Origin of the sequence: Aestuariivivens marinum, assembly GCF_022662175.1 — a bacterium.
In the GTDB taxonomy this organism is placed as follows: domain Bacteria; phylum Bacteroidota; class Bacteroidia; order Flavobacteriales; family Flavobacteriaceae; genus Aestuariivivens; species Aestuariivivens marinum.
Genome location: NZ_JAKMCR010000001.1, coordinates 597,249 through 609,737, shown reverse-complemented (window position 1 = coordinate 609,737; position 12,489 = coordinate 597,249). Strand labels below are relative to the sequence as shown.

Below are 12,489 nucleotides of genomic sequence, written 5' to 3'. Positions count from 1 at the left end.
CTACTTATTTTATGTTGATTTAGCTATTAATTATTTAGCTAAATTAATTTCAACACGTCTGTTATTGGCTCTACCAGCTCTAGTTTTGTTTGTATCGATTGGTTTAGACTCTCCGTAACCAAGTGCAGATAATCTAAATTCATCTATACCATTTTTAACTAAGTAATCTTTTACAGAAAGGGCTCTGGCTTCAGATAAAGACTGGTTAAGTTTCTCGCTACCAGTACTATCTGTATGGCCTTCAACTGTAAATTTAGCTGTTGGGTATTCATTAAGGATACCGATAATGTCTTTTAATACAGTTTCAGATTGTGATTTGATAGAAGATTTACCAAGGTCGAATAAAATGGTTTTAGCGTACTCATTCAATGTTTTTTGAATTTCAGCAGTAACTTCAGGACAACCATTATTAGCTACAGTACCTTTTACGTCTGGACACTTATCGTCTTTGTCTAATACACCATCACCATCGGTATCTGGCCATGGGCAACCTTTGTTAGCAGCAGGGCCAGCAGTGTTAGGACAAGCATCGTCACCATCAGTTACACCGTCACCATCAGCATCTGGACATCCAGCTAAAGCTTTTAAACCAGCAACAGAAGGACAATTGTCATCTTTGTCAGCAACACCATCGCCATCAGAATCTGGGCAACCATTAAATTCAGCAGCACCAGCTTCGTTAGGACAATCGTCTTTAGAATCTTCAATACCATCACCGTCAGAATCTGGACAACCATTGAAAGCTTCTAGACCAGCAACATCTGGACAAGCATCATCCTTATCGTAGATGCCATCACCGTCTGTGTCTGTTCCTCCAAATTTAATAGCGATACCAGCAGTATGTTGGAAATGGGTTTGTAAATAGTCTTCAAAAGCATGTTTATATGCAGACTGGATAGTTAAACCAACATTTTCACTAAACCATAGATTGAAACCTAAAGTACCGTTTAAAGTACCAGCACCAATTTCGTCAACCCAAGTGTAACCACCACCTACACCTATATAAGGCTCAAAAGTGTTCCAATCAAAGGCTTGACCTAGACTATATTTAATAGTTCCGTCAACGGCATAGTAAGATAAATCATCTACAGACATAGCGTCTCCGTTAGCATCTTCTCCCCAATTTTCAATTTTATTTATTGAACCAGCAACTCCAAAAGAAAAGCCGTCTGATAAATATTTAGAAACAGAAACTGTAGATAGGGACGGTAAGATGTTGTAGTTGTCTACATCAAAGTACTTACTAAAAATAGTCTCACTAAAAGGGGCGCCATCTCCAGATGGGTAAGCGTCTACTGCGTTTGCACCAATATTAATTTGCCATGGGTTGTTTTTGTCTTGCGCATTTACGTTGCTATACCCAAGTACAAGCAACATTGCGAATAACAATCTGCTAAGATTTTTCATATTCAAAAGTTTAATTTTTAAGTGTTAATCGTAAACAAAAGTAAGTTGTTAATATTTATTAACAAAGACAAATATATAAAAATATTAAAGATTCGATTAATCCATAATGATTATAAATTTAACTTATATACTACTAAAATACGATTAAATACATGGATTGGACGTTGTAATTGTAAAAAAATAAAGTTTTTTTTGTATAAAAAAGCTTTCAATAAAGTTATGCAATATAATGGTTGTTGTATTTTATACCTTTTCAATAGAAATGTTTTTATTTATATAAACCAAAAACTTACCCATAACGCTATACCCCATGTTTTCTAACAGATCTTGATAAAGTTGTAATTGCTGCTTGTGCAATTTGTCCGATGCCCCAGTCTTATAATCAATAATTACAGCTTCGTTGTTAGAGTTTATTACGACACGATCTGGCCTAAGAACAATATTTTGATTGGTAATAATATCTTGTTCATTATAAATGGTTTGATTCTCACCGTAATAGGTGCTTAATATGGGATGTTGTACTATATTTAAAACGTTTGTTTTTAAGGATTTAGCTTGTTGGTTGTTTATAATTCCTTGACTGATATAGTTTTCAATTATAATATCAGTATCATCTTTTGTATATATTTGGGACATTATTTCGTGTATTAAATTTCCTTTTTCTATTGCTTTTTCTTGATGTGTATCCCATAAAAGACCTGATTTTGTAACAATTTTTATGTTATGGTCTTTTTTGTTTGTTGAAATAAATTCTAAAGCAGCTTTGGGTCGTTTTGGTAATATGCTCTTTTTGTGTTCTCTTACAGGATTTCCAAAGCTATATGTTAATTGGGAGTTTTTCCATACATTAAGGTGCTGTAAATAATGGATAAACATACCTGAGTATTTTTTATTCTTACTTTCTTCATTTAAAGCACTATCATTTTTGGAAATGATATAGAGCTGTTCTTTAGCACGTGTTAAAGCCACATACAAAAGGTTTATATTGTCTAACTCCTGCTCTGCTTTGTGTTTATTGTATATGGCCTTACCAGTGCTGCCATATTGCTCAAAATCCTTATTAAAATTAAGTAGGGCGTGGGTAAAGCCAAAGTATTTTTCTGGATTTAAGGGAAACCATTCTTGTGGGTCTCGTTCCAAATAAAGGTTTAAATCGGCATAAGGAAAAATTACTACGGGAAACTCTAAGCCTTTAGATTTATGAATGGTCATTATCTGTATGGCATTAGTTTCTTTAGGAGAGACCACGGAAAGGGTTTCCTTCTTTTTATTGAAGTAATCTAAAAATAACTGTAAATCGGAGCCATATTTTTGAGAAAACTCCAAAACCAAATCGAGATAAAATTGTATATAGGCATTGGAATGTGTTATTAATTTAAATTCCCTAACAATAGCTTCAACCAAATCATATAGCGGAAGCTGTAATAATTCATTAAAATTTATAGATACACCGTAAACTTCTATACTTTTAAAGAATTTTGAAAGTGAAAGGTTTATATGTTTTGTAAAAAAGGCATGTTTGTCATCTTCATTAAATAAACAGGCCAAATGATTTAAAACGGCAACTTTTACTATGTAGTCTTGAGGTTGTGTTAAAAGTGCCAACACATTATTTATAAAAATAACTTCAGCCGAACTGGAAAGCATTAATCCATCTTCAGAAATGACATCTATATCATCCTGAACCGATAAAAATAACGCCAAGTTCTTTTCGTCCTTTTTGAAGCGTGTTAAAATGCAAATATCTTTAAGTTGATACCCATTTTGTAAACAGTGCCTAATGGTTTGTAAAGTCTTATTAGCATATAATTCGTTTTTATCATCTTCTTTTTCAATGTTTAAAAATGATAATTCCACATACCCTATGTCTTTTTTAGTAGGGTTTTGGTGAGAGTTTACATATAGGTTTTTATAATTATTGTTGCTAAAAACGGAGTTTGATAAAAACTTGAAAAATCCATTGTTAAAAACAATTATTTCTTTTGAGCTACGATAATTAGATTCAAGATTATTAACGTCTTGTTTTATCTGAAAAGGCTGAGAATTTACAGTAAATAAGTCTATGAATTGTTCTGCCTTCCCACCACGCCATCTATAAATAGCTTGTTTGGCGTCACCAACAATCATGGCGCTTCCATTTTCAGAGGATAATGAATTGTCCAAAAGAGGAATTAAATTTTCCCATTGCATTATTGAGGTATCTTGAAATTCATCAATAAAATAATACTTTAACTTCTCACCTAATCGTTCATAAATAAAAGGGGTGGGCTGGTCTTTAATCTGGTTGCTTACCACACTATTAAATTCAGAAATCAATAACTTATTCTGTTCCGCTTTAAGTTTTTCTAATTCTTTGTTGATAACGTTTAACACCGATAAAGGTGTTATGTTTTTATAAAAAGCTATTAGAAATTTAAGTTGAAAGACATCTCGTTTGGTGTCGTAAAATGCATTTGCCAATTGAGATTGAATATCGTCTATAATAACAGCAACAGCATTGATAACACGTTTTGGGTATAAGGTCTTACTATCTAGGTCTTCTTGCCATTTAGCATTAAAATTAATATCGAAATTTTTATTTTTAAGATTATTAAAATGTTTGGGAAGATAACTTGAAGAAAAATCATTGTATTCTAAACCTGCTTCAGTGATTAGGGTTAAGGTTGCATTTGATTTTTGTACAATTTGCTCCTCTAAGCCTTTTATTGAATTAATTAAATGTTTCTTAAGAACTTTAAAGTCGGACAAGCTTTTATTAGATAAGTTTTTAACTAACATTGCATCATTTTCGTTAAATAAAAGCTTTCCAATTTTATTAAAATCGTAAGTAATATCCCAGCTTTTATCGTCATCAGCCTTTTCAATGGCAAAATCTACCAATACCTTTGTAAGATCTTTATCGTTTCCTGCACTATTAATTAAACTGTTTACAGCTTCATTTAAAAGAGACTCTTGATCCAGTTCCACTTCAAAATTTAAAGGCAATTTTAAGTCATATGCAAAGGTCCGTATTAATCTATGCGTAAAACCATCAATAGTTGAAATGTTAAAAGCAGCATAATTGTGTACAATAGTGTTTAATAATTTTTGTGATTTTATATGAAGTTGTTCCGGATCTAATCCCAATTCACAGCAAACCGCATGAAACATGTCATTGGGACTTTTAATAATGCTCTTATTGGAAAATTGTTTGAGTGTATCTATAATACGCTCTTTCATTTCAGCTACGGCCTTATTGGTAAAGGTTATGGCCAGTATGTTTTTAAAAAGAAATAAATCCTTGGAGCCAAATAGTATTTTTAAATATTCTTTTACAAGTGTAAAAGTTTTGCCACTACCGGCAGAGGCATTATAAACTTTAAAAGAGGTGTTTTTTTGCATTCATTAAATTTAATTAAAGATAAAAACTATTAATGGTTGGATAACAATTTATTATTTTTAATTGACCTGTTTTATGTGTAATTTTGAAATAAATTAAATACTAATATTTTAAAACAAAAAAATTATGGCTTTTGAATTACCGGAATTAGGATATGCATATGATGCTTTAGAACCACATATAGATGCCCGCACAATGGAAATACACCACTCAAAGCATCATGCGGGATATACCAACAACTTGAACAATGCTATTGCAGGAACAGACTTAGAAGGAAAATCTATTGAAGATATACTTGCTAATTTAGATATGGGTAATGCTGCAGTAAGAAATAATGGAGGTGGATTTTACAACCATTCTTTATTTTGGACAGTAATGAACCCCGAAGGTAAGGGCTATCTTTCGGGAGAGTTAAAAGATGCTATTGAAGCAGCTTTTGGGTCCAAAGAAGGTTTCATGGATGTCTTTTCCAAGGCTGCAGCAACGCGTTTTGGTTCAGGTTGGGCATGGTTGTGTGTGCATAAAGGAGGTAAGGTAGATGTGTGCTCTTCACCAAACCAAGATAACCCACTTATGCCAGGTGTTGGTTGTGGTGGAACACCTATTTTAGGTATAGACGTATGGGAACATGCTTATTATTTAAACTACCAAAACCGTCGTCCAGATTATATTAAAGCGTTTTTTAATGTGATTAATTGGAATGAAGTGGAAAGACGCTATGCTGAAGCAAAGTAATCAGCGAACCAATTTTTCCAATGGTGAAATTGTGTGAGCCGCTTATTTCGAGCGGAGCCGAAGGGTCTAAACAAAAAAAGAGGCTGTCTTAACTATTAAGACAGCTTCCTTTTTATTAAGGTATCATATTTTTTTCAAATCTATAGTTCTTAAGAACCTGAAAAAACTTTTCAGGGCCTATTTTTTGGCTTTCTTCCGGGGGATTAAAATGAAAAAGGTGAACGAGAGTCCACCTTTTTGCCCCAAATCTACCATAAACTTAACCTACTTATGTTATGGTACCGACAAAATTACATCATAACGACAGTTTAATAAAATAATTTAGGCAAACTACTAATATATTGGCTTAATGGGGTTTAGGGTTTTAAACACCTTACAACAGATTAATTTAAATAAATGTACTTATGAATAAATTAAGCACAAAAAAAAGGCGAACGAAAGTTCACCTTTTTAGCCCCAAATCTACCATAAACTTAACCTACTTATGTTATGGTGAATCGAATATATAGGAGTCTTTTGCTACCAAGAAATATTTTAGTTGAAATACAAATATATCGGCTTAAAAGAATATGGGCTAAAAGAAGTTGATTAGGAAGAATTGAATAAAATATTTTAGGAAAAACGCATAAAAAAAGGCGAACGAGTGTTCACCTTTTTTTGCCCCAAATCTACCATGAACTTAACCTACTTATGTTATGGTGATACCAAAGTAAATCTAAAAAATAGAAATTGCTCATTTTCTAGATGAACGGCATTTTTTTTAGTTTAAATGTTGTTTTTTATGGATTAAATGCCAACTTAGAAAAAATCATTAAATTAATAAGCACGTTCTTTATTGCCTTCATAAAAGTTGATAAAAGCGCGATTCACAACCCTATTTCCACCAACGGTCGGGTAGTTACCTGTAAAATACCAATCACCTAAGTGGTTTGGACAGGCTTTATGTAGATTTTCAACAGGTTGGAATATTATTTTTATCTCTGCTTTTACGCTTTTATCGCTTAAAAGTTCAGCTGCTTTATCAGATATTTCTTGATCAGTAAACGGATCGTAAATTTCTTTTACAAAATTCTTTACATTTTTATCTGCCAAATCAGTTTGCTCTAAACACTTTTGATAAACTTCTTCTACAACGTGGTATTTGTTCCTGTCTTTTAAAAGTGCCAATGCGGCCCTAAAGGCTATTAAGGTTTCTAGATTGGCCATATCAATACCATAACAATCGGGATAACGTATTTGAGGAGCCGATGAAACAATTACAATTTTTTTAGGGTTTAACCTATCTAGCATTTTAATGATACTTTTTTTTAAAGTTGTACCGCGAACAATGCTATCGTCGATAATGACCAAATTATCATTGGGTTTAATAACCCCATAGGTAACATCATAAACGTGAGCTACCAAATCATCCCTACTACTGTCTTCAGTGATAAAGGTTCTTAATTTAACGTCTTTTATGGCTATTTTCTCAACTCTCGTTCTTTCTGATAGTATTTCAGTAACCTTTTGCGCTGATAAAGAACGTTGCCCACTTAAAATAGCTGCTGTTTTCTTCTTGTTTATAAAGGCCTCAGCAGTTTCAATCATTCCAAAAAAGGAGGTCTCAGCTGTGTTGGGAATATATGAAAATACAGTATTTTTTGTATCTTCATCAATAGCTTCCAAAACTTTGGGCATTAATAATTTACCCAGCATTTTTCGTTCTTGGTAAATTTCAGCATCACTTCCACGGGAAAAATAAATACGCTCGAAAGAACATGATTTTCTTTCTAGTGGTTCGAGTATTTTTTTAATCGATACTTTTCCTGACTTTTTGATGATAATGGCATGTCCAGGATCTAATTCTTTAACCTCTTCAAACGGAACATTAAAAACGGTTTGTATTACTGGCCGTTCTGATGCTACAACAACAACTTCATCATCTTGGTAATGATAGGTAGGTCTAATGCCTGCGGGATCTCTTAACACAAATGAATCACCATGACCAATAAGCCCGGCCATGGCATAGCCACCATCCCAATTTTTAGCTGCTCGCTTTAATATTTTAGAGACTTTTAAACGTTCGGCAATAAGCGGTGAAGCCTCTCTTTTGTTATAACCTTCTTTTTTAAGGTCTTTATATATTTTGCTAACAGCATCATCTAAAAAATGACCAATCTTTTCCATAATGGTTATGGTGTCGGTATATTCTTTAGGGTGTTGTCCTAGTTCTATAAGGTTATTGAAAAGTTCTTTAACATTGGTCATGTTAAAGTTTCCGGCCATGATTAAGTTTCTGTGCATCCAATTATTTTGCCTTAAAAAGGGATGCACACTTTCTACGCTGTTTTTACCAAAGGTACCATAACGCACGTGCCCTAGTAATAACTCTCCAATATAAGGAATATGTTTTTTTTGCAATGCGACGTCATCACTATATTCGGGATGGGCTCTAAATTCATTATTAACACGCTCGTTAATTTGAGCAAATATATCTTGAATGGGTTGCTGCTGTACAGAACGAACCCTGCTAATGTACCTATCGCCAGGGCTCATGTTTAATTTTATGCTTGCAAAACCAGCACCATCTTGGCCTCTGTTGTGCTGCTTTTCCATCATAAGGTACATTTTGTTTACCCCATAAAAGGCTGAGCCATATTTTTCTTTATAGTATTCCAGTGGTTTTAATAGTCTAATTACGGCTATTCCACATTCGTGTTTTAAAGCATCACTCATTTTTTGTTTTTAATTTATTCTGTCTAAACGTAAAAGTAAATATTAATTAAAAAACGCGCTTCTTTTAAGCGCGTTGGGATTCTGTTAATTCTATATCAAATTTTGTTAATTGTTTAAATTGCATTAATCGTTGGTGAACTTCGATGCTCGATAAATTAACCATACGCTCTGTTCCAAACTTTTCCACACAAAAAGAAGCTAGAGTGGAACCATATATTATGGCATTCTTCATGTTTTCAAACGAAAGATCACCTGTTTTGGCCAAATAGCCAGCAAAGCCACCAGCAAAAGTGTCACCTGCTCCTGTGGGATCGAAAACCTCTTCTAACGGAAGCGCGGGGGCATAAAACACATGCTCATCATGAAATAGTAGGGCACCATGTTCTCCTTTTTTTAGGACAACATATTTAGGGCCCATAGCATGAATCTTTCTTGCCGCTAACACTAAAGAATATTCCCCGGTTAGTTGTCTCGCTTCTTCATCATTTATGGTAATAACATCTACACGCTTAATAACGTTTAATAAATCCTCTAGAGTACTATCCATCCAAAAATTCATGGTGTCCAAAATGGCCAATTTAGGTTTTTGTGTCATTTGATTCAATACGCTAGATTGTATTAATGGGTGTAAATTTCCCAACATAACTATTTCGGCGTCCTTGTAAGCGTCAGGTACTTTTGGGTCAAAATCAGCTAGTGTGTTCAATTCGGTTGCCAACGTATCCCTAGAATTCATGTCATTATGGTAACGACCGCTCCAAAAAAAGGTTTTGCCATCCTTGACGATTTCAACACCAGAAAGGTCAATGTTTTTATCTGACAATAAATCTAGGTATTTTTGAGGAAAATCACCTCCAACAACAGATACTGCTGCGGTATCAACATTAAAATGGGAAGCCGCAAGACCAATAAAAGTTGCGGCACCACCAAGAATTTTATCGGTTTTTCCGAAAGGCGTTTCAATAGCATCAAAAGCCATGGTGCCAACAATTACTAATTTACCCATAAATGAGGAACGCTAATTTTTTGCAAAAGTACATTATTTTTTTTCATTTAAAAACTAGCGAAAACTCAATGAAAAAATAAATATTCGAACAAAGCGATGTCCTGAGTGAGTTGAAGGATGGCTCCTAAAGTAAAATAAATTTTGTGTTTTTTTAAACAAGTCAACAGCTTATTTTCTATCAAAATCGGCTGGAATTTCCCCCCAGGCTTTGGTTTCCCATTTTACAATAACGGTAGTATAGGTGTTATTTTTTAACCAGTCGACAGCTCTGTCTACCAACTCAAAAAGTGATTTGTTTTTATAGGTACGCTCCAATTTGGTATTACAGTTTTTCTTTTTTACCCAACTTATAGCGGTTTTAGAGTCGGTGTAAATAATTCGTTCACTATTGTTCTTTTTCAACAAAGCTAAACCGTGGACTATAGCTAAAAATTCGCCAATATTATTAGTGCCCTCTTCGAAAGGGCCCTGATGAAAAATTTGCTTTTTAGTTTTAGTGTCTACACCACGGTATTCCATTTTACCTGGGTTACCACTTGAGGCAGCATCAACAGCAATGGAATTGTAATTAGGTTGCCCAATTTTTTTTAGCTCGGTTTCAGAAAGGTCACTTTTAAAAGCTGCTTTTTTGCCAACATAATCTTTAAAATCACCTTTTAGAGCTCTTTTGGCCATATCAAACGATTCAAAAGATTTGTATACAGCTCCTTGGTAATCCTTGATTTGGGCTTTACAGTCGTCCCAAGTTTCAAAAACCCCTGTTTTGTGGCCTTTCCATACGGTATAGTATTTCTTCTTTTTTTTGGACATGAATTTTACTAATTAGCACTAATGCTTTCTGTGTTTTTGGAATTTAAAAACCTTGGTAACTAAGGTTCTCAAAGTCACCGTGACAATCTAGTTCTTTAAAAGCTCTTCGAGTGTATCACTGCCCAGCAACCCCTCAACCACCTTTGGAAAATGTTCCATTTCCAGCTCATGGATTTTGGCAGCAACATCTTCCGAGGTGTCATTTGGTAAAACGTCACATTTAGCTTGAAAAATAATGGCGCCCTCATCATAATTTTCGTTTACATAGTGTATCGTTATGCCGCTTTTGGTTTCTTTATTTGCAACTACAGCCTCATGTACGTACATACCATACATACCTTTGCCCCCATATTTTGGCAATAAGGCAGGATGCACATTAATAATTTTATTAGGGAAGGCGTTTATAATAAATTCGGGCATTTTCCATAAAAAACCAGCCAAAACAATCAAATCGGGATTAGTGGTTTTTAATATATTAAGGACATCATTGGTATTAAAAAATGCTATTCTATTAAAGCATAATGAGCTAACGTTAAGCTGTTTAGCGCGATCCAATACTTTAGCCTGCGGATTGTTGCAAAGCACTTGAACAACAGATGCCTTATCGTTCTTTTGAAAAAAACGAATTAAATTTTCGGCATTGGTGCCACTTCCAGAGGCAAAAATGACAATACGTTTCATAAAAGCATATATAGATTAGGATTCTTCGAACAAAAAAAAGAATAATAATTAACAATTAGAAAGGAAAAAGTAAATACTTAAATGTAATTTTAGTAAATTACAGACACATTTTTAATTTAAAGACGTGTTTTAAAAATAAAGTTTTTTATTTTTGCCAACTAATTAAAACTTAAAATTAAAAGATTATGTCAGACATTGCATCAAGAGTAAAAGCGATTATCGTTGACAAATTAGGTGTTGATGAGAACGAAGTAGTAACAGAAGCTAGCTTCACTAACGATTTAGGAGCAGACTCATTGGATACTGTAGAGTTAATCATGGAATTCGAAAAAGAATTTGATATTCAAATACCAGACGACCAAGCTGAAAATATCGCTACAGTTGGTCAAGCTATCTCTTATATAGAAGAAGCAAAATAAGCAAAACACTTTATGGAATTAAAGCGAGTTGTAGTCACAGGATTAGGGGCTTTAACACCAATAGGCAATACCAAAGATGAGTATTGGGAAGGTCTAGTTAGTGGGAAAAGCGGTGCTGCGCCTATAACATATTACGATACCGAAAAGTTTAAAACCAAGTTTGCTTGTGAGGTTAAAAACTTTAACGCGACCGATTTTATTGATCGAAGGGAAGCTAGACGAATGGATAAGTTTGCACAATACGCTATGGTTGCTGCAGATGAGGCCATTGGAGATGCCAAGTTAGATTTAGATAAAGTTAATAAGTTGCGTGTTGGTGTTATTTGGGGGGCAGGAATTGGTGGACTGGAAACTTTTCAGCAAGAAGTTTTAAACTATGCCGAAGGTGATGGTTCGCCAAGGTTTAACCCGTTTTTTATTCCTAAAATGATTGCAGACATAGCTCCTGCAAATATTTCAATTAAGCATGGTTTTATGGGACCTAACTATACTACGGTCTCAGCATGTGCATCTTCAGCCAACGCTATATTCGATGCTCTCAATTCCATTCGGCTGGGGCATTGTGATGTTGTAGTTACTGGTGGAAGTGAAGCAGCGGTAACTATAGCAGGCATGGGTGGTTTTAATGCTATGCATGCGCTTTCTACACGTAACGATAGTCCTGAAACTGCATCAAGACCATTTGATGCTACTAGGGATGGGTTTGTGTTGGGAGAAGGTGCTGGTGCTTTGGTTTTAGAAGAATTTGAGCACGCTAAAGCTAGAGGTGCTAAAATCTATGCAGAAATTGCAGGGGGAGGATTATCATCTGATGCCTATCATATGACTGCGCCTCATCCTGAAGGCATTGGTGTTATTGAGGTTATGAAAAACTGCTTGGAAAATGCTGGTTTAAGTCCAGAAGATGTAGACCATATTAATACCCATGGTACATCGACTCCTCTTGGTGATGTGGCCGAGCTTAAAGCGATTTCGAGTGTATTTGGAAACCACGCCAAAAACATTAATATTAATTCAACAAAATCAATGACGGGTCATTTATTGGGTGCAGCAGGAGCCATTGAGGCTATTGCTAGCATTTTGGCAATAGAGCATGGTATTGTGCCTCCTACAATAAACCATGGTACTGTAGACGAAAACATTGATCCTGAATTAAATTTGACGCTCAACAAAGCTCAAAAAAGAGATGTTAAAGTGGCTATGAGTAACACTTTTGGATTTGGTGGGCACAATGCTTGTGTTCTGTTTAAGAAAATAGATTAAACCTCGAATGAAATAAATCCCTGAATTTATTTGATATAAAGTTTAAATGAAAAACGGTTTATTACATCTGACAT

Annotated in this window: 9 protein-coding genes; 3 read left to right on the top strand and 6 right to left on the bottom strand. The window is 34.4% G+C overall.

What is annotated here, in order from left to right; all coding sequences use genetic code 11:
• Positions 1-30: 30 nt before the first annotated feature.
• Positions 31-1,407 (bottom strand): OmpA family protein, encoded by a 1,377-nt coding sequence (locus MR053_RS02560; RefSeq protein ID WP_242130912.1) that lies wholly within the window; start codon positions 1,405-1,407, stop codon positions 31-33.
• Between the two features lie 243 nt (positions 1,408-1,650).
• A complete protein-coding gene (locus MR053_RS02555) occupies positions 1,651-4,788 on the bottom strand; it encodes a UvrD-helicase domain-containing protein (protein WP_242130911.1) in 3,138 nt (1,045 codons plus the stop codon).
• 124 nt (positions 4,789-4,912) lie between these two features.
• Here MR053_RS02555 and MR053_RS02550 point away from each other — a divergent pair, with 124 nt between their 5' ends.
• On the top strand, positions 4,913-5,521 hold the full coding sequence (locus MR053_RS02550; RefSeq protein WP_223551764.1) for a superoxide dismutase: 609 nt from the start codon (positions 4,913-4,915) through the stop codon (positions 5,519-5,521).
• Between the two features lie 816 nt (positions 5,522-6,337).
• Here the strand turns inward: MR053_RS02550 and MR053_RS02545 are convergent.
• The 4 genes from MR053_RS02545 to purN all read right to left on the bottom strand — a co-directional run bounded on the left by MR053_RS02545 (position 6,338) and on the right by purN (position 10,733).
• Complete coding sequence (locus MR053_RS02545; protein WP_242130910.1) at positions 6,338-8,236, bottom strand: amidophosphoribosyltransferase; 1,899 nt, start codon at positions 8,234-8,236, stop codon at positions 6,338-6,340.
• Between the two features lie 64 nt (positions 8,237-8,300).
• A complete protein-coding gene (locus MR053_RS02540) occupies positions 8,301-9,242 on the bottom strand; it encodes a PfkB family carbohydrate kinase (protein ID WP_242130909.1) in 942 nt (313 codons plus the stop codon).
• A gap of 168 nt (positions 9,243-9,410) precedes the next feature.
• Positions 9,411-10,052, bottom strand: a complete 642-nt coding sequence (locus MR053_RS02535) for a ribonuclease H1 domain-containing protein (protein WP_223551761.1) — start codon at positions 10,050-10,052, stop codon at positions 9,411-9,413.
• Positions 10,053-10,139: 87 nt separating this feature from the next.
• On the bottom strand, positions 10,140-10,733 hold the full coding sequence (gene purN / locus MR053_RS02530) for a phosphoribosylglycinamide formyltransferase (RefSeq protein WP_223551760.1): 594 nt from the start codon (positions 10,731-10,733) through the stop codon (positions 10,140-10,142).
• 185 nt (positions 10,734-10,918) lie between these two features.
• On the opposite strand from purN, the gene MR053_RS02525 reads away from it, so the two are divergent.
• Together MR053_RS02525 and fabF are read left to right on the top strand one after the other, a co-directional pair.
• Positions 10,919-11,152: an acyl carrier protein gene (locus tag MR053_RS02525; protein ID WP_008269813.1), complete on the top strand. Its 234-nt coding sequence runs from the start codon at positions 10,919-10,921 to the stop codon at positions 11,150-11,152.
• A gap of 12 nt (positions 11,153-11,164) precedes the next feature.
• Positions 11,165-12,415 (top strand): beta-ketoacyl-ACP synthase II, encoded by a 1,251-nt coding sequence (fabF, locus tag MR053_RS02520; protein WP_223551759.1) that lies wholly within the window; start codon positions 11,165-11,167, stop codon positions 12,413-12,415.
• Positions 12,416-12,489 lie beyond the last annotated feature (74 nt).

Bases quoted from the DNA above. Each gene is read 5' to 3' on its own strand.
- MR053_RS02560 (WP_242130912.1), bottom strand. From the start codon at position 1,407: ATGAAAAATCTTAGCAGATTGTTATTCGCAATGTTGCTTGTACTTGGG.
- MR053_RS02555 (WP_242130911.1), bottom strand. From the start codon at position 4,788: ATGCAAAAAAACACCTCTTTTAAAGTTTATAATGCCTCTGCCGGTAGT.
- MR053_RS02550 (WP_223551764.1), top strand. From the start codon at position 4,913: ATGGCTTTTGAATTACCGGAATTAGGATATGCATATGATGCTTTAGAA.
- MR053_RS02545 (WP_242130910.1), bottom strand. From the start codon at position 8,236: ATGAGTGATGCTTTAAAACACGAATGTGGAATAGCCGTAATTAGACTA.
- MR053_RS02540 (WP_242130909.1), bottom strand. From the start codon at position 9,242: ATGGGTAAATTAGTAATTGTTGGCACCATGGCTTTTGATGCTATTGAA.
- MR053_RS02535 (WP_223551761.1), bottom strand. From the start codon at position 10,052: ATGTCCAAAAAAAAGAAGAAATACTATACCGTATGGAAAGGCCACAAA.
- purN (WP_223551760.1), bottom strand. From the start codon at position 10,733: ATGAAACGTATTGTCATTTTTGCCTCTGGAAGTGGCACCAATGCCGAA.
- MR053_RS02525 (WP_008269813.1), top strand. From the start codon at position 10,919: ATGTCAGACATTGCATCAAGAGTAAAAGCGATTATCGTTGACAAATTA.
- fabF (WP_223551759.1), top strand. From the start codon at position 11,165: ATGGAATTAAAGCGAGTTGTAGTCACAGGATTAGGGGCTTTAACACCA.